The 20978-nt window shown below is 63.5% G+C and carries 16 protein-coding genes; 2 read left to right on the top strand and 14 right to left on the bottom strand.

Annotation, left to right across the window (positions count from 1 at the left end):
• Positions 1 to 275 precede the first annotated feature (275 nt).
• From OIE68_RS45825 to OIE68_RS45775, 11 genes are all read right to left on the bottom strand, one after another.
• Positions 276 to 962 (bottom strand): DUF6338 family protein, encoded by a 687-nt coding sequence (locus OIE68_RS45825; RefSeq protein WP_327097119.1) that lies wholly within the window; start codon positions 960 to 962, stop codon positions 276 to 278.
• Between the two features lie 75 nt (positions 963 to 1037).
• Positions 1038 to 4532, bottom strand: coding sequence for a CHAT domain-containing protein (locus OIE68_RS45820; protein WP_327097118.1), 3495 nt, complete (start codon positions 4530 to 4532; stop codon positions 1038 to 1040).
• A 122-nt stretch (positions 4533 to 4654) separates the two neighbouring features.
• Positions 4655 to 5947 carry a tetratricopeptide repeat protein gene (locus OIE68_RS45815; protein WP_327097117.1) on the bottom strand — a complete coding sequence of 431 codons (1293 nt, stop codon included), beginning with the start codon at positions 5945 to 5947 and terminating at the stop codon, positions 4655 to 4657.
• Positions 5948 to 6431: 484 nt separating this feature from the next.
• Positions 6432 to 6572 carry a hypothetical protein gene (locus OIE68_RS45810; protein WP_327097116.1) on the bottom strand — a complete coding sequence of 47 codons (141 nt, stop codon included), beginning with the start codon at positions 6570 to 6572 and terminating at the stop codon, positions 6432 to 6434.
• A 111-nt stretch (positions 6573 to 6683) separates the two neighbouring features.
• Complete coding sequence (locus tag OIE68_RS45805; RefSeq protein ID WP_327097115.1) at positions 6684 to 6950, bottom strand: hypothetical protein; 267 nt, start codon at positions 6948 to 6950, stop codon at positions 6684 to 6686.
• 443 nt (positions 6951 to 7393) lie between these two features.
• A complete protein-coding gene (locus OIE68_RS45800) occupies positions 7394 to 8464 on the bottom strand; it encodes an alpha/beta hydrolase (RefSeq protein ID WP_327097114.1) in 1071 nt (356 codons plus the stop codon).
• Positions 8465 to 8693: 229 nt separating this feature from the next.
• Positions 8694 to 10538 (bottom strand): acyl-CoA dehydrogenase family protein, encoded by a 1845-nt coding sequence (locus tag OIE68_RS45795; RefSeq protein ID WP_327097113.1) that lies wholly within the window; start codon positions 10536 to 10538, stop codon positions 8694 to 8696.
• 147 nt (positions 10539 to 10685) lie between these two features.
• Complete coding sequence (locus tag OIE68_RS45790; protein ID WP_327097112.1) at positions 10686 to 11192, bottom strand: hypothetical protein; 507 nt, start codon at positions 11190 to 11192, stop codon at positions 10686 to 10688.
• Positions 11193 to 11201: 9 nt separating this feature from the next.
• Positions 11202 to 12455 (bottom strand): cytochrome P450, encoded by a 1254-nt coding sequence (locus OIE68_RS45785; protein WP_327097111.1) that lies wholly within the window; start codon positions 12453 to 12455, stop codon positions 11202 to 11204.
• 12 nt (positions 12456 to 12467) lie between these two features.
• Complete coding sequence (locus OIE68_RS45780; RefSeq protein WP_327097110.1) at positions 12468 to 13835, bottom strand: cytochrome P450; 1368 nt, start codon at positions 13833 to 13835, stop codon at positions 12468 to 12470.
• A 55-nt stretch (positions 13836 to 13890) separates the two neighbouring features.
• Positions 13891 to 14727 carry an SAM-dependent methyltransferase gene (locus OIE68_RS45775; RefSeq protein WP_327097109.1) on the bottom strand — a complete coding sequence of 279 codons (837 nt, stop codon included), beginning with the start codon at positions 14725 to 14727 and terminating at the stop codon, positions 13891 to 13893.
• 812 nt (positions 14728 to 15539) lie between these two features.
• Between OIE68_RS45775 and OIE68_RS45770 the strand changes: the two genes are divergently transcribed.
• On the top strand, positions 15540 to 16844 hold the full coding sequence (locus tag OIE68_RS45770) for a helix-turn-helix transcriptional regulator (protein WP_327097108.1): 1305 nt from the start codon (positions 15540 to 15542) through the stop codon (positions 16842 to 16844).
• Positions 16841 to 17494: a GDSL-type esterase/lipase family protein gene (locus OIE68_RS45765; RefSeq protein WP_327097107.1), complete on the top strand. Its 654-nt coding sequence runs from the start codon at positions 16841 to 16843 to the stop codon at positions 17492 to 17494. The genes OIE68_RS45770 and OIE68_RS45765 overlap by 4 nt, the downstream gene beginning before the upstream one ends.
• Positions 17495 to 17547: 53 nt before the next feature.
• Here OIE68_RS45765 and OIE68_RS45760 read toward each other — a convergent pair whose 3' ends face one another.
• The 3 genes from OIE68_RS45760 to OIE68_RS45750 form a co-directional block, all read right to left on the bottom strand.
• Entirely contained in the window at positions 17548 to 19374 is a 1827-nt protein-coding gene (locus OIE68_RS45760; protein WP_327094692.1) for an IS481 family transposase, read from the bottom strand.
• A 649-nt stretch (positions 19375 to 20023) separates the two neighbouring features.
• Positions 20024 to 20320, bottom strand: coding sequence for a hypothetical protein (locus OIE68_RS45755; protein WP_327097106.1), 297 nt, complete (start codon positions 20318 to 20320; stop codon positions 20024 to 20026).
• A 74-nt stretch (positions 20321 to 20394) separates the two neighbouring features.
• On the bottom strand, positions 20395 to 20616 hold the full coding sequence (locus OIE68_RS45750) for a cold-shock protein (RefSeq protein WP_419150858.1): 222 nt from the start codon (positions 20614 to 20616) through the stop codon (positions 20395 to 20397).
• Between the last annotated feature and the right edge of the window lie 362 nt (positions 20617 to 20978).

Raw genomic sequence — 20978 nt, 5'->3', positions numbered from 1 at the left:
CGAGGCATCAGAACCCACCGCCGTCTCGCTGTTCCACCGACACCAGGTCGGCGCGGCAGTATCCCACCAGTAGTTATTCCGATCCGGTCGGATCTTGTTGCGTTGTCTGCGTGCTGTCGGCTGCCGGGCTGCTGTCGTGTGCCGAGGCCGAGGCACGTCCGTGCGGTGGTGCGTCGGGTTCAGTCGGGCCCTTCCTCGGCCGGTGGCCGCGTGTGTCGTCCGGTTCGCCGGCTGTTGCCTTGTTGAACCACTCTTGTAGGGGCCCGGTCGGCTTCTCATTCGCCATGGGTCTGCTCCTGTTCATTGGGGCAAGCGGATTGTGGGTTCTCAATGGTGGGGGTGGTGTGGACGAATTCGAGGATTTCGACATCGTCCATGCGTAGATAGAGTCCCGCAGACTGCTGGACACGTGGCCCGAAACGTCCGTCATCGGTCATCTCGCGCGCCGCTTCCAAAAACAGGTCGGCGGGATTGGGGTACGCCGAGGCGTGCGAGTTGTTTCCGTACCAGCCACCCACCCAGTCGCCACTTTTTAGCCTGGCTCGCACGAAACAGGCTGAGCGAGTGCGGAATGCGCTGTCCCAGGCGGTGGGGACGGGATGGAATCGGGAAGGGCTTCGACGACGTTCGACTGCGCTTACCAACCAAGCGGCTGCTGCGGGTATGGCGACGAGTAGGGCTAGGCCAACTGTGGTGATCTGGCGGGGGTGTGTGGAAACCGTTGTGAACCATGCCCCATGAGTGGGCACGATCAGGTTCACGATTTCTGGACCCGCGATTATCAGGTAGATGCTGTTCAGGATGATGCTCGCGGCGATTGCCCGCAGTACCCGCTCGCCAAGATCCTTCTCGCCTGGGACCTGCCCACGTAGGCGCTCTCGAATGAACTGGTAACTGATCCCCGGGAGCACGAACAGCACCAACAGCACTATCTGCTGTGCTGCCGAAGGTGCCTGTGCCATCGTTCTCAACTTCCCGCGCCGCGGCCCGGCCGCACGGCGCTTTCACGTTGACGGATTGTCCTGTTGTCCAGGCGATCACGGGCCGATATGAACATAGGGTGCCCAGTACAGTGCGGACCGGTGCGTACGAACCTGGCGGGTCGTTTCGTGCAGCGCGCGGGCGGCGTCGGCGGGGTCGAGTCGGATCTGTCCGTGATTGTCGCTCTGCCTTATCCGGTGGTAGAACTCCGTGGCCACCGGGACGGCGAGGGAACTGTAGATCACCCAGGAGGTGGCAACGACGTGGGTGAACCCGGCGATCTGTAGCGCACCTGCGATGTGGATCGCTTCGTCTGGGACATTAGTTGCGCCGACGGCGGTCTGACACGCGGATAGAAAAGCCAGCCGCGCATCGTTCAGGCGCAGTCCCGCCAGATCGGAGACAGTGGTTGGGCCGACGTCGAGGTGGTCGTAGGTGTAGAGAGCGCCGCTGTGTGTATCGGCGGTGTCCTGCATGCCATGGCCGGCGAAGTGCAGGAAAGCGTGCTGCGGAAGGTAGGTCAGCAGGGCGGCGCGCGTGCCGCGCTTGTGGGTGTTGCGGTCGTAGCTCGGCAGTATTGTCGTTTCGCCTGGAAACAGATCCTTGACGGCGCGGACCTCGTGCTCAGTTGCGGGCAGGTCGAGCAAGTCAGGGGTCGTAGGCAGGGCGAACGCGAGCATTTTGCCAGGTCGTTGGGGCGGCTTGGCTGCTCGGTCGCGGGCATCGATGAGGGCGCGAAGTGTCGGTGTATATGACGATACGACGCAATCCATCACACTCGCGGACGGTCCCGGACGACCATCGCGGCCTGCCGCATGCAACGGCAGAAATGCGGCGAGGCCGACCGGGCACCACCACAATCGAGGCAGTACTGATGCCCGATCGGTACTGGTCAAGCCCAATGCGTTCAGGACCGGTTCGGCGATGGTGTCCCAGATCCAACCCTGGGTGTCGTCGAGCAGACATTCCGCGTTCTGCTGTCCCTCAGCGTCGTGGCCGTCATTGTGGGCGAGGGCTTCTGATAATGCATCTATCCGTCGAGCAGCGTCGATACCTGTCACCTGATCCAGCGGACACACCATCAGATCTTCCGGGGTCACGATCAGGGCATGAGATTCGCGTCGGCCGATATTGATGATCACAACCGGACCGTGCGCGGCGCACTGCTGCAGCTCGGCAAAAGATTTGATCTGCATGAAGTTTCGCAAACCCGGCAGCTGACGCACGCGGGTGAGGAGTTCGTCCCACTCGCGAGCAAGTCGAGCTCGACGATCCGCGTGTGCGGAGGCCGCCAGCACGAAGTGTTGTGCGGTCCCGGGACGGGTGCGGTGGCCGTCTCCGGCCCGCAGCGGGGCGGGGACAGTAGCGGCACCATCCAGATGATCCAGCTCCGCCATGATGGCATCCATCCGGTCCGCCAGTGCGGGGGCATGTTTCGACAGCAGCGCACGGTCTGTTCGGGCGTCCACGGCATGGGCGATCAGTACGCCACGCGCCTGTTCGAGAAGCTCAACTGCCCGCCGCGGCTGTCCGATCCTTAGTTGCGCAGTGGCGGCTTCAGACGCCAGGTGCGCAACCTGACTGAGAGTATGAACCCGATCGCCGCGGTGGATGCCATGCCAGGTCGCCGCCGCGAGCAGTTCCACTGCCGTTTCGTATCCAAGGGCGGCCTCGGGCAAGTCGGCGACCTCCGCGGCTACTTCGCCCCATCCCTGTGCGGCTTGCACCCGTTTCAACGGAGGCACCACCTCGGACTGGGCGGCGGTCCGGAATGCCTGCACAGCCTCCCAGGCCGTAACCCTGCTGCCGGACTGTCGCATTGCGAGAAGCAGGACAAGACCGAGGTTCAGTGAGGCAACGGCGTAGAACGGGCGATCAACGGGTATCAGCGCCAGAGCCTCCCGTGCGGTCTCGATCGCTTCCTCGAGATCTGTGGAGTCGGAGGAGTGATGGAATCGGGTCCGCAGGGCCAAGCCGAGATTGGACAGATACTCTCCCCGAAGCGGATGACCGGCCGGGGTCGCGGCAACGACGGCGCGGGCCGCTGCGATTGCGTCATCCAGATCAGCAGGCACTGCAGTTTGAGCGAACCGATGCCTCAGTGCCAGGCCAAGATTGGATAGATAGGCTATATAGGTCGGGTGATGGTTGGGTGTCCCGGCTACCAGAGCCCGACCGATCTCGATTGCCTCATCGATGTCGGACAGCGCTGCGGTCCGCTCGAATAGGTCCTGCAATGCCAGCCCGAGGCCTGACAGGAAGGTCGTCCGGTTCGGGTGGTTCTTGGGCACCGAGGCGACCGCAGCTCTAGCGGCCAGGACTGCTTCGTCGATGTCAGAGCGAATTTCGGTGTGCCCGTACCGGACTCGCAGTGCGCTGGCGAGGTTGGTGAGGAGTATCGCGCCGCTGGGGTCACACCCCGCCGGTGCGTAGGCTGCCCCGGCCCGGCCGATCGCGATGGCCTCATCTAAATCGCCTGGCACACCGGCGTGTTCGAACCGGCGCAGCAACGCACCGCAGAGGTTGGACTTGATGCTTCGGGACGACCATGGATCATCGGCCGCGGCGTTCATGGCCGTCCGCTCGAGATCGATGGCCTCGTTCAGATCCGCCGCCCGGCCACAGACTTCGAACCGGGATACCAGGGCGCCAGCAAGATTACCGAGGCATTCGGCGACACTGTGGTCGCCCGCAGGCATCGCGGCCACGGCATCGCGTCCGATAGCGATGGCGGTGTCCAGGTCGTGCACCGCTCCTGTGCGCTCGAACCTGGCATCCCAGCACATGCACAGCCCGGACAGACCCAAGCCCCGTGTGCGAGCGTCCTCAGGCGCTGCATCCACCGCCGCGCCCAAGATCTCGATAGCCGCGTCGCTGTCGGCCAATAACGAACTCTGAGTGAATCGGTTCTGCAGTGCGTTGCCCAAGATCATCAGTCGACCGGCGCGATCGGGGTCGTTGACCGACGTCGCATTCACCGCGGCCTGAGCCAGTCGGATCGCTTGCGCCGCATCCGCTGGTGTCTGCGTGTAGTAGAACCTCTCCAGCAGGGCGACACTGAGATTCGTCCGGTACGCCGCCATGCGAGGCAGGCCGATCGGCGTAACATCGACGATCGGCCGAGCCATCAGGATCATCTCCTCGAGGAGGTCGAGGCGTCCGGTCGCGTGGAACGAGCCGTAGAGCACTGCGACTTCCCCGTTCCATACTTCCGCCGCGGTCGGTGCGGGCGCACCATCCGCGCGAATCTTCGCGACCATGGAGTGCATCGGCTCGGGGATACCGTCCGGCAGAAGCGAATCGATAACCAGGTAAAGCAGATTGCTCAAACCCTCGTCGTTCTCGGCCGGTGCTACACAATCGCGGGCACCGTGAAAGTCGGCCAGCACATTCGCGGCCTCGACGTCCACCTCGGGATTTCCGTTGCCCCATGGCACAAGTGGGACGGCACTCCGCAGCAGCCGGGCAGCGACCAACACTGCGTCGGGATCGAGCAGCGCGGCGTGCTCACCCGTGCAGACGGACAGCCGTATGCGGCGAAAGAGCTCCAACAGCAACTCTGCCCTGTCCGAACTACCGGAACTGTGCGTTGGCCTCAATGCGCGATCCGGCATTGGAATCCCATTACCTTTTGCGGCGGATCGCCGACGATCTTCATTCTGGGCTGCCTTCATCACAATTCGGCGAGGGCGGCAATTGCGTCTTGGTTGCCGAGGTCGGCGGCGCGGGTCATCCAGCGTCGCGCGCTGGCGAGATCTCCGGCTTCCTGCGACCACAAACCCATGATCGTCATCGCGGTCGTGTTCCCCAACATCGCCGCACGTTCGATCCACTGCAGAATCGTGACTTCTGCGGGGGGCTCCTCCTCCATAAGGAGCATGCCGTACTGACACATAGCGTCCGCATCGCCGAGTTCGGCGGCCTTCAGGTACCACTGACGCGCTTGGCTGAGATCGCCGTCAGCCTGGAACAAGTAGCCCACCATGGTCATGGCGGCTGGGTGGTCCAGTTCGGCAGCGTGGAAAAACCAGCGCCGCGCTTCGGCGAGGTTCTCATTCCAGAGTGAGCGGCCCAGATTTGTCATCGCATCTGTGTTGCCGAGTTCGGCGGCTTGCGCGAACCAGCCCCGCGCGGCAGCGGGATCTTCGTCGTTGAGTAAGTCCCCAAGGTTGTTCATGGCGGCCGTATTGCCCAGTTCGGCAGCTGGCATAAACCAGCGCCGTGCTTCGGCGATGTCCCCATTGTCTCTCGACAAGATGGCCAGGTTATTCATGGCCTCTGCGTTGCCGAGGTCGGCGGCCTTGCGATACCAGCGCCGTGCTTCGGCGGGATCCCCCTGCTCTTCCATCACGACGCCGAGGTTGTACATGGCATGCGAGTGGCCGAATTCCGCGGCCGCGAGCAACCAGTGCCTTGCCTCAGCGAGATTCCCCCCGTCCCGCAGCATGACGCCGAGATTTGTCATGGCGTCCCTGTTGCCGAGTTCGGCGGATTTGAGGTACCACTGTCGTGCTTGGGCCGGATCTTTGCCGTCCAGCAGGACGCCCAGGCTCTTCATGGCCTCCGGGTTGCCGAGTTCGGCGGCCTTGAGGTACCACTGTCGTGCTTGGGCCGGATCCCCCTCGTCCATCGCCAAGACACCCAGGTTGTGAATGGACCGCGAGTTGCCGAGTTCGGCGGCCTTGCGGAACCACCGCCGTGCTTCGGCAGTATCCCCCGCGTCTCTCGACACGACGCCCAGGTTGTTCATAGCGTCAGTGTTGCCTAGTTCGGCAGCTTTGAGGTACCAACGGCGTGCTTCGGCGATATCCTCCTCGCCCGCCGCCAAGACCCCCAGGTGATACATACCCAGCGAATCGCCGAGCTCGGCGGCTTTGGCAAAACGCCAGCATGCGCCAGCGGGGTCTTTCTGAGCCAGCTCGATCCCTCTGGCGTTAAGTGCTGCTGGATCCAATCCCTTGGGCATCCGAACCTCTTTTGACGATCCCCTGTAGCGGCGTTGTCACCTTATTCAGCTGCCTGCACCTTTAAGTACACACCTGATCCGAGCGTTTGGACAGTGCCAACTGGTGCAAAATAGCTACGTGTGGCCACCTTTACGCGGTGGTGATGTGGCCTAAAGGGCAACTGTCCAGCAATATATTTGAAATGCGCCAGATTCATGCACCTGGTGGCATGGTTCTTACTGGCAGGTCTGCCGAAATGGAGCGAGCCTTGCTTAGCTGATGATTAGCTGCATGTGGTTTTGCGCAGATCCGACCGACTGCGCAGTGAGGGCCATCCTGCGAGCGGGGCGATAGGTGGAGGCTCGCGAACCGCGGCCAGGCCGGGATCTGTCTCAGCGCTACGCTGCCACTCCGATTGGGGGATGGTCATCGGGCCGGACACGCCGACCGCAGCGCGGGTGATCACCGCGCACGGCGCACGCCACGGGATCCGAAGCTTCCCCGCTACGGGAGGAGATCGTCGACGACCTCTACGAACACATCGGGAGTGTCAGTCGAGGGCTTCAGCAGCTCGTAGCCGACAACGAAGCCGCGGGGGTCGTCGAGGTCGCGCGGGTGCTCGGCGTCGAACCTGGCGTACACCATTCCGACGCCACAGTGTCACCGCTATCGACCCCACCACCGGGCGGCGGCTGCCCGGCGGCGATCCTGGATCGCCGAACGGCTTTTCCGGCCACGCCAAATTCGTCATCGGGATCACGACTGAACCTCCGTGCCGAGTTGGCTGCTCACCACATCCGGCACCGGTTCAACCGGGCGAGGGTAGCCGGAGCCAGTGTCGATGTGACCGCTGCTGCAGCTGTCGCAGTAATGGATTTCCAGCGATATCCACGACGGGACGGTGCTCTCCGACAACTCGTAGATGGTGACGCCGTAGGGGCGGCTGCACGACTCGCATTCAAGATCGGAGTCGATCTCGGTCCCGGTCAACTTCGCGCTATGCCCGCCGTCGACGTTGGTCACTTCGAAAGCCCGGACGCACTGACCAGACCTCAACGGTCGCGGCAACCGTCTCGGTGTCCACAGATCCGGTCGCAGTAGAGCCTTGGTCATGCGCACGACCAGTCCGCTGTGCCCGCCTGGGCAGCAATGGATTTCCAGAGTCAGCCACCAAGGAACAGCAGGCGCTGTCACCAGATAGACCGTCACCGTGTGGAAGTCGGCCTCGTAATCGCCTGGGCACTGTTGGCATGGACGATACGTGTCCGCTGCGACTGCGGTCAGATGTTGGCGCGGATGCCCGTAGGAGTTCATGACGAACATGCGGCCAGCGTGTTCACTCGGGCTCGGCCGAGTGAGCCTTGTCAACTTCATTCGGAGACCTTTCGAGGTTTCCTCGTGTTCGGCCCACACCACGGAACAGATAGTCACGCACGCGAGTTACTTGCAGCTGCATCTGCGGTTCCTCATGCACAGACAGCCTCCGATCCCCTGCCCGCGCGTGCCGCCAGCGACCCGGCCCACGCCACCAAGCAGTCCTGAAACCGCCCGGTGTTCGGCGCTACGGTGACCGCGTGACCCGCGCCGGGCAATATATAGGTCAGTAGCTGGGCTGCTGGCGCGAAATAGCGCCGCTCCGCATCGGCCAGGCTCGCACTCGACGAACACACCGCCCGTGCGCACAGCTGGTCCAACTCGCCGTTGACGATCAGCACAGGTGCGTCGATGTTGCTGGTCAGGGGCGCGATGGTGCTCATCAGCCCGTCTACCATTTCCGCCGGGCTGAAGGTGTCGGCGACCTCGGCGTCATCGACAGTGAGTGCGACGGGATCAGTGTTCGGGCCCACGAAACTGGCTGCCCGGCTGCCTTGGCGCGTGCTGAGATAACCCGGGTCCAGGCCGCGGTCGGCGAATCGTGGATCGGTGGCGGCGGGGATGAAACCACCCACGGCCTTCAGCGTCTCCATGGGCGACACGGAATGTGAAAACCCTTGCAGCAGGACGCCATCGACGTCGTGGTAGGTCGCGGCCGACATGGCTGCGACTCCGGCTCCCAGCGACACCCCACCGAGGATGATCGTCTGGAATTCGGGATGCCCATTGATACCGGTCCGCAGCGCGGTGACGATTTCGTGCACGCCTTGGGCTTGGACGGTGGCCGTTACCGCCGCGCTGGGCGGTCGTGTGCTGGTGCCGGTTCCGAGTAGGTCGAGGGTGAGAGTCGCGTAGCCCGCGGTGGTGAGCGCGCGTCGCGCGCTGTATGTCTGCGGCTGTATCGGCCAATCCCAATAGCGGGCGTTGGTTGCCGCACCGGACAGCAGTACCACGATAGTGCCCGTCGGCTGCTCGGGACGGCACAGTGTGCCGCCCATCGCGCCCAACGGCACCGGCCATGAAGTGGCTTCACAGCGCGCGGACTCCGAGCCTGGTTGATCGGCGTGGGCTGCACCGGGTGCTGAACACAACAGCGCGATGACGGCTCCCACCATCGCAATAGCCCTGGTTCTGGCAAGGGATTTCGCTGTAGCGCTGATCATTGCCGATGCCCGCCCTCGTCGAGGAGAGCTTCGACACGACCGGTCGGCGCCCATCCCCAGTACGCGGCGAGAATCACAACGGCCCACCAGAGACCCACAACGTTGTCCTTCACCGGCCAGCGGCGATTGCCGTACCGGTGTGATTTTCGAGCTGCGACAGGCGGTTCGGTCAGCCATGGTGGCAGTGCTGCCTGACCTGGTGGAGACATTGTCAACTTCATTCGCAGGCTTAACCTTTCGAGCTCTCGGTGGCATCGCTGGATCGGTCACGGTGTGTGTGGTTGCTAGGGAAGGTTTCATCGCGCCAGCCGGTGAGCGTCTTGTACGGCTCGGTGTAGTCGCTGGCGAACAGCGGCGCGCCGGGCAGGTCGGGGATGTCGAAGGCGGCCAGCAGCTGCGGAAAGTGGTCGAGGAGCACGCGGTGGTGGCCGATGAGTTCGGCGGCGATCGTCATCGGGGGCCGGTATTCATCGCCGATTCTGACCGGGTGGTCGATGTACCAGCCGCGGCGCGCGTGGATGCGTTCGAGCGCGTACGCCGCGCCTACCGTCGCGAGCAGATCGCTGGCGAATGGATCGCGGACATTGGACGCTGCGATCAGCGGGGCGGTTGCCAGAGCCCGTTCAGCGGTTGCGGTGGCCAGTTCGATGGCAGCGCCGTCCGGGCCCAGCACCGGTCCGGCGACTGTGAAGTCGCCACACCGCAGACCGTCGGCGATTATCCGTTCGCGCTCAGCGAGCAATTCGACAGTCCACGGCAGCTCTAGTGGTGTGTCCGGCAGTTGCAGCGGCGGGCGGTGCAGCAGCGCCCGCCCTGCCGTCTTTTGCAGAACCTGAGACTCGCCCTCGGCGATGCGCGCTCCCAAGACGTTGCCATCCCAGTCTCCCAGGTGGTTGATCAGCAGTGATCCGTGCGACGCGGTGCGTTCTCGACACATCCGCAGTCCCCGCTGCGCCGCGCGAGTCAGTGCCGGTTTCGCGAGCATCGACCACAGCGCGTTGTCTGCGTTGGCACCGTCGGCGGCTGTGCGCATGTCGCGAAGGTGTCGCCCAAGGATGGTTGCGGCATAGAGGGAAACCAGCCCGGTAACCAGGTTGGCCTGGACCGCATCGCGGTCGGCCATCCGGGTGCCCGACCCGCGCTGTCTGGCGAAGTTCGCCAAACCTGTCAGGGCGGCGCGAGCGCTGGCCACAGAAGCATTCGCCAGGTCGAGCCGCCCGCCCCCCAACCCGGCCACCGCGCGGCGGAACCGCTCACCCACCGGCAGGTCGCACTCGAACCTGCCGTTGGCATCGATGCGGGCCCAGTCCCCGCCCAGCAGCGCCTGCCTCGGCACCCAGCAGTCACGGAACCGGATGACTGCATGGTCCATCGGCGCGAAGGCCTTATCGGGTAGCAACTCCACCTCTACACCAGCAGCCAGGCCTGTGCTGCTACGCAATTTCAGCAGAAACGCGAACACGCCCTGGTCGCAGCCGTCGATGATCAACCGGGCGGTGACCACTACGACCTTGGGTGCATCAGAACCGACGTTGGGCATGAATTTCGCGGCGCGAATGTCTGGTGTCGACAACAGGAATCCACCGCTCACGAGATCCCATGTCGCTGTGGTCCGATGGTCGGCCGCTGCGTTGGTGCCACCGAGCTCGGTCAACATCAACGCCCCCAGCGCCGCGCCGGTGTCGAGTTCGGCGAGGCATTCCTGTTGATAGTCCGCGCCGGACCCCAGCGACAGAATCGCCCCCATCGCCAGGTCGAAATGCCCGGTCAACACCGGCAGGAGCCTGGGCGCGCTGACTGCGACCTCCTCGCAGAGGATGCCCCGCAGCTCGACGTCAGTGGCGATCGCTGTCCCGGCCCCACCGAGCGCGGCGATCACCGATCGCAAAAGATCCGGGGCAAGCCCAGCCTGTTCGGAGTACGTCAGGCCCGACCGGGGCAGATCCCCAAGCGCGGTCACGGTGTCGCGAACCCGGGCCCGCAGCGCGGCGTCCGGGCCGAGCAGCGCGGTCCGCAAGGCATCGACAGGTTCGCTGTCGATGTGGGCGCGGGTGGTGGTGAGATCGATGGTCATGCTGGTGCTCGCCTTCTCGCCAGGCGACCGCCTTCGGCTGTAGCCGCGGCGTGTCGCCGAATGATGTTGGGTTGCGATGCCTTTCGTATGTGTTCGGATCCGGGGTGCACCTGTAGGCCGAAACGTTGTGCGGCCAGGTCTGTGTGATCAGGGCAAGAGACCGACGGCGTGGAGGGCTGAGGCCCCGTCGCGACCGACTGCGCGATGGCGGGTGATGGCGCCGAGGACGGCGAAAGCCTCTTCCGGACGCCAGGATTCGCACACCCTGGCCAGTACGTCCCAATCGGCGCGCCACCGTTCGTTGTGGTGGGCCACCGTGGCGCCGGTGCGGACCCTGGTCGCCATGGCGGCACCTGGGTGGGGCCACCACCGGTGGTCGAACTGCGCGACGGGTGTGTCGATGACGTCACACAGCGTCAGCGTCATCACCACCGCCTGCTCCGGATTCCACGCCCGGCGCGCGGCGGCCAACTGTTGGGCGAAGAACTCCAGATAGAAGTGTGGGTTGTCATCGAGAGCCTGCAGCTGCAGCTGGGTCAGGGTTCGGTTGCCGCGGTGCTGGTTGATGAACGGGCGCCAGTAGGTGTCGAGGAAACGGTGCGGGACCTGGTTGCCGTCGCGGTCGAGGGCTGGCGGGCGCAGTGCGTCGATCATGGTGGTCCTTTACAGAATGTGTTGGGGAGGCGAGGGCGGGAAGATGACCGGCAATGTGGACAGCGCGCGATGGAGCGGGCCGGGCCGCCACTCGAGTTCTTCGGCGGGGATGGCGAGTCGTATTTCTGGGAGGAAGTCGAGTAGTTGGTCGATAGCTGTCTCGGCCATCAGCTCAGCCACGATGCGGGCCGGTTTCGGGCAAGCGTGTGGGCCCGCGCCGAAGGCCAGGTGTGAGTCGTTGCCGGTGTATTGGCCGGTGTTGACCTCGGGGCTGCTGTTGCACGCGGTCATGCTGGTGATCACCGGTTGATGCGCGGGCAACCACACCTTGCCGGCGAGGATGGGTTGCACCGGATAGGTGAGGCAGTAGCAGGCCATCGGCGGGTTGGTGAACAACACCTCGGCGAGCGCGGCACTCGTCGAGGGCGGCAGGCCACGGTTGAGGCCCGCGATGAATCGGAGGCGATCGGTCAGCATCAGCAGCAGGGTGTTGGCGATCCAGTTCTGCGGCACCTCGATCGCGGCCGAAATGATCGTCAGCAGTTGCTGGACCATCTCGTCATCGCTCAACTTGGCCGGATGCCGCACCAGCCGTGTGGTGACGTCGTCGCCGGGATTGGTGCGCTTGAGCCAGGTCAGTTGACGCAAGGCCGAGTCGAACAGTTCCTCGGCGTTGTCCTGTCCGTCGAACAACGCCGCGCTGGCAGCAACGAGCTGCTCCCCGAGTTCTGGTGTGCACCCGATGATCTGGGTGACCACCGCGAACACCACCGGCAGGCAGTATTGACTGAGCAGATCAGCCGAGCCCGACCGGCAGAACGTGTTGACTTGGGCGACCGCGGTGCGCTCCACCAAGGCGCGCAGCCCGTATTGATTGATTCCGGCAAGGGCGTCGTGGGTCGCACGACGGAAGCGCAAGTGTTCTTCGCCGTTGCTGCGCAACGCGTTCGGCCGCCACGCGAGCATCGACAGAATCGGCCACGTGCGGTCATGCAAGGTCTTCTGCCACTCACGAGGATCAGCGGAGAAGTGCTCGGGATCGGTGAGAATGTTGACCGCGGTGCGGTAGTCGATCACCAACGTCGCGGCCAGCCCGGGTGCTAGCTCCACAGGCACCAACGCCCCGTAGTTCTCGCGCATCTGCTTGTAGGCGCGGTGTGGGTCGGCCGCGAATTCGGCGGTGTAGATGCTGATTCGAGGCCCGAGTGCTTCGATCGGGGTCCCTTTGGCTTTGCCGGGCGCCGGGAGGGTGTGCTGCTGCACGAGGGTGGTCTCCTATGCGAGCGGAAGTTCAAGCGGCGGGCATGGGGAAAACGTGACCGGCAGCGCTGTGAGCGCGCGATGGAAGGGGCCCGGCAGCCACGCCAAACCGGCGCCGTCGGGAACCGCGAGTTGGATCTCGGTCAACGCGTCCAGCAGCAGAGTCAGAGACTTGGTCGCGATGACCGTCGCCAATGATCGAGCCGGGCAGGCGTGGATACCCGCGCCCCACGCGAGATGGGAGCGGTTACCGAGGTGGTCGTCGCTGTGCACGGCCGGATCGGTGTTGCACCCGGACACGCTGATCAGCACCGGTTGATGTGGGGGCAGCATCGTTGTGTCGAGGATCTGCATCTGCTGCGGAAACCGTGGGGACATGGTCGCCAACGGTGGATCGGTGAACAGCACTTCATCGATCGCGTCGGTGACCGACAGCGCTCCGTAAAGAAGACGACCGCCGAACTCGTCGTCGGTCAACATCAGCCTCAGGATGTTCGCGATGAGATTCCAGGTCGGCTGGCTGCCGGTGGCGTACAACATCGCCAGCTGATAGGTCGCCTTAGCGTCATTCAAGCCGTCGGGGGGCCCGATCAACCATGACGTCACATCGGCTGCCGGGTGCAGACGCTTGGCCATCACAGCATCGGCCATCGCCGTGATGAGTTGCTGGTTGCCTGCCTTGACCGTTTCGGAGTCGGTGGCCGCCCGTAACACCATGATCGCGTCGAGCGCGGCTTGACCGGTTTCTGGCGATAGCCCCAGCAGCCAATTCAGTGTCTGCCCGACGAGCGGGATAGCGAAATCATCGAGCAGATCGACATAGCCGTATTCGCAGAAACCGTTGATCAGCGCTGTCGTGATGTGCGCGACCGTGAAATCCAGGCCGTACTGGTCGACACGGTCGAGGGCGGCGCTGATGGCGCGCCGTAGGCGGGAGTGGTCTTCGCCGGAGCTGCGCAGTGCGTCGGGCCGCCACCCCAGCGTAGGTAGCGCCGGGCATTCGGGAGGTACTCGTTGCTGCCAGCCACGAGGATCGGCCGAATAACGCGGGTCGTTCAGAATGCGCAGTGCCTCACGGTAATCGGTCACCAGCGTGGCCGGAACCGCGGGCGCGATATCCACCGCCGCCACCGGCCCGTGCTTGCGCATCTTCCGGTACGCGGCGTGTGGGTCGGCTGCGAATTCCGCCCCGTAGATCGCGATCCGGGGCTCGGCAGTGTCGACAGGCGGTCCGTGGTCGGCAGCCGTAGTGATCGGCCATTCCGTCTGCTGCTGAGGCTCAGGTGGTGAGGCGGTCAAGGCGTCATACTCCAAACGTTGATCATGGGAACAAGCCGCGTCCTTGATGAACCCGTAGCGTTGCTTCGTCGCGGATCTCGTCATCGGAGCGTCCTGATGTTCGTGGGTGTGGGAATTCAATGGCGCTGGCCGAGGTGATTCAGACGACGAGTCCGACTACCGTGTAGCAAGACCATTCCTCGCTCAAATATGTTGTGGCGGTCGAGCTTCGACGCTGCATGTGGTTGACTTCCGCGATGGAAGATCGCCAACGGTGTGGCGGAACAATCCCTGGTTCGAGTTCAACGAGACCGCAGTCGCCCAGCAGCTCTGCGATCGCCGCACGGGTACGCGGAAAGACCTCGATGCCGTGCATGCCATAGATTTCGGCGGCGCGAACAGCGAGCTCAGCACCGCTGTCACAACCGAGGTGGCTGATCACCACATGCGACCCCGGCGACAGTGCCCCCACCAATGTCTCAACGACCACGCTGGGGTCGGCGATGAGTTCGAGCACAAACGACAGCGAAATCGCCACTGGCGCACCCAGATCCATCCTCGACTCGAGCTCTTTCAGGATCCTGCCGGTGTCGGTCAGATCAGCGCACACGATGTCGGCACCGGCGATCTTGGACAACATCGCCTGCTGGTGGACCACGACGACCGGGTCGCTGTCGACATACAGGGTGTACGAGTCAGGCGCCACAGCGGTAACGACCTCGTGCACATTCGGTGAGCACGGGTAGCCGCAGCCCAGTTCGAGGAACTGCAGCACCCCAGCTTCGACGGCCGATCGGACCGCACGAAGAAGGAAAGCGCGGACGTCGGTGACAACCTTTGCGAAATCGGGACATTCGGCCCGAAGAGCCTGTCCCAACTTCCAGTCCGACATGTAGTGGTCCTTGCCGCCCAGCAAGAAATCGTGGACGCGCCCACTGTGGGCTTGTGACGGGTCCACCACCGAGATACACCGGCCGCCGTCTGACAGGTCGTTCATCCCTCCGCACCTCGCGGGACACATGGCGCGGGCAGGCGAACCGCCACTCCCACAGCCGAGTTCACGAGCACTCGAGAGGAACAGGCGCGACCATTGACGATGCTCGCCACATCCGACCAGCCGACGTCCAATGACCGCAGAACCTCTGCTGCCTCGACGGCGTTGTTCGGCTCACTGAACCGGGCGACGTCCCCAGACCACATGTAGTAGGCACGCTGGAACGCCAGGATGACCGCCGGCCCGTCCCCGGTGCTGCCCGATCCGGATCCTGTGACGGGGTCAGGCGTCCGGGTTTGCGAGCAGGCGAGTACCGTTGCCTCGATGGCATTGCCGGGCCACAGCAGCACGGCGGCCACCGCACGACCGGACAATGCTGCCGCGCCGGTCAGGGGAGAAGGCCGGAGGCTTCGGCGGGTGGACGAAGTCGGATGCGGCACTATCGCTTCCTGCTCGAGCTTCGGCGAGTGCAGCGCGACTACAGGTCCGCCCAGGCCACTCGGTCCGGATCGTTGTCTGACCGGGCATCCCAGCGAGGCAGACGATGTGACACGGTGCGTGGGCGGCGGCGCCATAGCGGCCATCAGCGAAACCCCCGAAATCTGTGGCGAGTGGTTTCTCCCGGCAGCGAGGACATCGACGTCGGCCCGATGCCGGGAGTTTGAAAAAAGCATTCGGCGCGTGCGGGCCGTACCCTGTAGCCAACCGTCCGCAGCGGTCACCGGCCAGAGCGCCCGCTGTGCACTAATGAGGCGTGAAAGAGGCATTGCCCCGCTGAGCTTGGGTGTTACACAGGGGCGGAAGGTGGTAAGGGTATGGGGGTTGCCGGGCGCGGGGCGCGCCGTGGGTTAGCGCAGCGCCGTAAGGCGCAGGGATTCACCCAGGAGTCCTTAGCTGCCTGTCTAGAGGTAGAGCGGTCAACAGTGGTCCGCTGGGAGGCGGGCAAGAGCCAGCCTCAAGCTGGGCTGTGGCCGAAACTTGCTGCAACGCTGCAAGTTACGTCCGAGCAACTTACTGACTTACTCGCCGAAGGCTCCGTTCGTGCGGTCACCCACTCGCCGCTACAGCCACCTACGGTGATGACCTACCCCGGCGGCGATACCGTCTTAGATAACTCAAGCAGCGGCTCGCACGATGGCAGTATGTTTGAGTTGCGGCGGGTGCTAATGGGATGCATTCCAGATACACCGCCAGGCACACAGATTGAGCTCACGGCTGCGGTAGCGCACGCGTGGGATTTGTTCTTTTCGGCTCGTTTCAGTGAAATGGAACGGGTGCTTCCTACCGTCTTAGCAAGCGCCTATAGCGCAGCTGAGGCGGCGACAGGTGAGCTACGGCGTCAGATCAATATTTCGCTCGCTCAACTACTGCACGCCTCATCAAATCTTCTGGGCTATGTGGCGCAGGAAGACTTAGCTGCCCTGGCGCTCGTCCGCGCAGATGCCCTGGCAGCGGAGAGCGGAGACGATCTGACACGAGCTGCTATTAGAGGATCGCAGTCATGGCTGTTTGCGAAAAACGGCATGTATGACGATGCAGCCGCGTATGCCGACCAGGCAGCTAGCGGCATTGAACCGCGTTTGTCCACAGCCACCCCGCGCCATATCGCCATCTGGGGAGAACTTCTATGCTATGCAGCATTCGCAGCCTCTCGAACGGGGGACTACCGCGAGGCACGAAGATATCTACGCTTGTGCGAATCGGCCGGGACGCAGCTAGAAGACGAGTATGCCAGTAGACCCGAGGCGTCCAATGTGTTCGGTCACACCTCGGCCGCGAGTTTCGGTGTTATCAACGAGACCGGGGCGAATCGGCCGCGTGAAGCTCTAAAACTTGCCACTCTTGTCCGTGGGGGTGGTACCGGAATTCCGCCCACGCTGCGCAGTCGCAGGCTCATCAACGTTGCACAAGCCCAGGTCCACAACCGAGACGATGCGGGAGCCGTGGATACGCTTCGTCATGCGTGCTCGATGGCACCGGAATTCGTTGGCCACATACCCCTGGCCCACACGCTGACCAATGAGCTACTGACCCGTCGAGATAGGCAACGGCTGCATGGGCTTGTCGGCGTTGCCGAACTCCTCGGCGTAGCCGTCCAACACGTAGGAATCCGACCTTGATCGTTAACCCTGCCGCGTTTACCGTCTTGTGCTTCGGTGACTCCAACACCTTCGGCCAACCCTCCGAGGGGAGCGGCCGATGGCCAGGTGACGTGCGCTGGACAGGGCGGCTACAGCAACTTCTGGGTACCGGATACGCCATTATCGAGGAAGGGCTCGGCGGTCGTACTACCGACTTGGACGACCCCGATCGTGATGACCGCAATGGCCGTACCTACTTTCAACCATGCCTGCGCAGCCACTCGCCCTTGGACATGGTGGTCATCATGCTGGGGAACAACGATCTCAAAACCAAGTTTGATCGAGAACCAGAGGACGTCGCCACCGCGCTAGAGGGTTACATCGACAACATTGAGCGCACGGCCTGGACCCGCACGGCTGGAGTGCCTGTAACCCTCTTGGTCAGCCCAATCTATCTCGATGCAACGAAGCCTGGATTTGCCGTGAACGGTTCGGAATATGACGCCAACTCCGCACGCAAATCGCGTGAACTCGGCGCAGCTATACGTCGCGTCGCCGAAAAACGCAAAGTTCTGTTCGCAGACGCAGCTACCGTCGCGTGTGCGGGAGATGACGGAATACACCTGAGCCGTGACTCACACGAAACGCTTTCAAATCTGATCGCGCAACAAATCAGGCCAACTAATTAGCCCTCGGCTCCGACTACGCGTCCACTTGTCGGTGTGAGGGCTCAGGACATCCTTTACTGATTGTCGTCGAGAGATGCTTGACTGATTTGAGGTCGGGCTCCACCTCCTGTGACGTGGAATCTGGTGATGGGTGCGAGGTTTTCGCGCGGGCGCACGGCTATTTCCTCGTCACCATCAAGGATGCGGAAGAAGGTGTCCTCGACTACGACGGTGACGATCTTTCCCTTGTGGCGCCGCCCGAGCGTGATGCCTTGACCGGCGATGGTGATCTGCCCGTTGGTATGCACTTTGCGCAGTGCGCGTAGCGACCCGGCCGGTAGGGGTAGCGGGGGCAGTGGCGTGGTCGGTTGTTGTGCACCCCGGAGCTTGCCCAGGTCGCCTTGAGCGACGGGACATGGCCAGGTGCCCACCAGTGCGTTGTCGAGGATGGCGTGCATCAGGTGCCCGTCGAGTCGGAGTGTGATGTTGCGGCCCACGCAGGCTGTTCCTATGGGGAACCGCATCCCGGCAATGTGCGCGATGCCGTCGTTGCCGACGGCGCGCTGGATCTCGACGGCTTGTCCGGGGTTGATCGCCGCGCTGCCACCGAGGCCGCGTCGTAGTGCTGGTTTGGCAGGTTCCGGCCCGGCTGGACGTGCGCCGCGCATTGTGAGGTGTCGCAGGTCTTCTGGGTGCAGGCGCGAGGCAACGGTTCGCACGGGGTGCCCGTCGAGGGTCAGGTGGATGCTGCGCAGGTCGGCCCAGATGGTGAGAGTGCGGCCGGCCATGCTCTTTTGCATCGATACCAGTTGGCGCCCTGACAGGATGGTCACCTCACCGCTGGGCGGGACACGGACCTCGAATTCGACTGCCGCGCCATCGGTTCGGCGGTCCTCGGGTGCACGGATAACGTCGATGATGACTGGTGATCCCACCCCAGGTTCGCCGGTTCGTGCGTCCTCGGTTCCACGGGTGTCCAGGCGTGTCGGCCCGTTCGGTCGAAACAGCTCGGCTGGCGCGGCCATGTCGAGGGCTTGATGGGGACGGTTTGTGTTGTAGCTGGTGATCCAGCCGTCGACCGCTTCCTGAGCGGCGGCATGAGACTCGAATGGTGTTGCGAGATCAAGGAATTCCGTTCGAAGGGTCTTGTGGAAGCGCTCGATCTTTCCTGTGGTGGTGGGTGAGCGGGGCTTCGTCAGCCGTTGCTTGATGCCGTTGTCACGGCAGATCCTTTCGAACAGCACCTCCACCGGTGCCGGCTTGAGATACCGGCCGGTGAACTGGCCGCCGTTGTCGGTCAGCACCTCTGACGGGACTCCATAGCAGCGCATGGCGGCGGTGAACGCCGCAACGACCTCCCGGGCCGAGGGAGTGGACAGCACTGCGGCGATGACTACGAACCGTGAGTGGTCATCGATGCCGGTCAGCAGTTTGCATTGACGACCGTCGGCCAACGGCACACCACCCACGATGTCGATCTGCCACAAATGCATCGGCTCCTGCCGCTGCCACCGCTTGTACTTTCGTCGGTGATTCTGAGCCTGCGGATCGATCAGACCATTGCGAGTCAGCACCCGATGGACCGTGGCCCGGGAAGGTGCCCGATCGACTCCGCGACGACCGAGCTCGTGGCTGATCCGCCGCGCACCCCACCGCGGATGGTCTCGACGCAGCTGGCAGATTATCGCCTCGACCTCCGCGTCCAGCTTGGTCGGGCTCGTATGCGGACGGCGGGACCGATCAGCCAGTCCCGCCATGCCCTCCTGCTTGAAGCGCTTACGCCATGAGTCGACCGACTGCCGTGTCGTCCCGTATCGGGCCGCGACCTCTCCAATCGGTGAGCCACCCAACACCTCGCAGACCGCCCGATACCGGTACTCCGCCACCGCCTGCTGATCCAAGAATCGTCCGCCCTTCACCCAACAACAACGAGCGGAACAAGATCACGGACCAATACGAAACGTCAAGCGTCACTTGAGAACAAACAGTGAAGGATGTCCTGAGCCCCTACATTGACACCACTCGACAGCGCCAGCCGTGTGCGGCCCTCGTCGATGTCGAGTGTCTCGCGATCGTGGTCGGGAAACCTCGGCAAGCGGCCAGCACCGCATCTTTGTCGGGGAGTCCTGGTTGACGCGGCAATTGGGTTGTCACAACGCCGTTCGTGACGGGCGCGGCGGGGCCGTGGAACTCGACCAGCCAGGCCAATCGCGGTGCGGATGCTCGTCCGTCCGGCCCATTCCTTGCATTAGTGGGAGCAACTGTGTCGTGAGCTCTGGGTTTCGAGCCTCACGTAACGCCGCTGGTGCGGGACAGCGTGGCGGATTTGCCAGCCCCTGGTTCGGGCGGGTAGTCGATGCCTCTGACGACAGCGCTCTTATGCGGGCTTATGGTCTGCGGGGCCAGGACGAGTGTATGGGGAACAGCCGGTTTCCATGCGCACTGATCGATACGGCAGTCGTCGTGCTGCGGGCATAAGGTGTGCGCCGGCTCGACGTCCGCGTGATCGCACAGCCGTAGCGGGGTAACCAAGTTCTGCTGACTGGTCGGTCACGATGTTTTTCCGCGCGCGGCGATGTCGGCCAAGTCCTGGTGCACACCTCGTCCTTTGTCGGTGAGCGTCCAGGTCCAACCGCGCGGGGAAGCGTCGTCGCATGGCGAGAGGTCCCCGCGCACCAACGCGTTGTCCCGCAGCCAGTTCAGGGTTCGGGTCACGCCACCGATGGAGTTCTTGCCCGTCGCCGCGGCAATCTGTCGTGTAGTTCGGCTGTGATCTGAGGCAGCCAGAGCCTTGAGTGTGTCGACTTGAGAGTTCGTGTATTTACCGGTAAAGCGTTTGTAGGACATTGAGTTTCAACCTTTTATCCGTAGATGAGGCTGCGAGCCGCGCCGTTGGAGTACCGACCCGATGGTCTTTGTGTTCACGTGAGCAGTCGCACGTCTCTGGCTTCGTCCCGACCGTTGCGTCCCTTGCCGATTGTGAATTTGACGCTTTCCTCGCGGCGCAGATATCGCCTCCCATCGGGAGTCTTGCGGCTCGCCGGAATCGCTGTGAAGTGGACGAACACGTCCGAGGCTTGATCGCGAGCGATGAGCCCGAACCCCTTCTCGACGTTGAACCACTTCACGGTTCCCTCGAATATCGTAGATTCCATTTCTCTACCCCTGTTCTATCTATGGATTCGTGACTGCGACCGCTTCAATTGCTGTGCGACAAGCGCGTATTCGTCCGCAGCCTTTGCGGTGATAACCCAGCGAATTGTCGCTGGGTTACCGATGCTGGTGAGGTGGATGCCCTCACTCCCGGCGGTCCATCTAACCCACGGGCCGTGCCGCGGCCCGGTGTGAAACAGCCACGTTCGTCCGTCGCCGCACGAAACGATCATCGGCATCGTGTTCCGGCAGCTTCCGTGGTTCGGTCGAGGTGACCACGACTGGCTTCTATCCGCGCTTGGATAACTCGGCCCACGAACACGGCCAGCGAGAAGGAACACCGGTCGAAGCC

Source organism: Nocardia vinacea (assembly GCF_035920345.1).
GTDB lineage: Bacteria > Actinomycetota > Actinomycetes > Mycobacteriales > Mycobacteriaceae > Nocardia > Nocardia vinacea_A.
The sequence above is the reverse complement of the archived record's forward strand: the minus strand, read 5'-3'. Positions and strand labels throughout refer to the sequence as shown.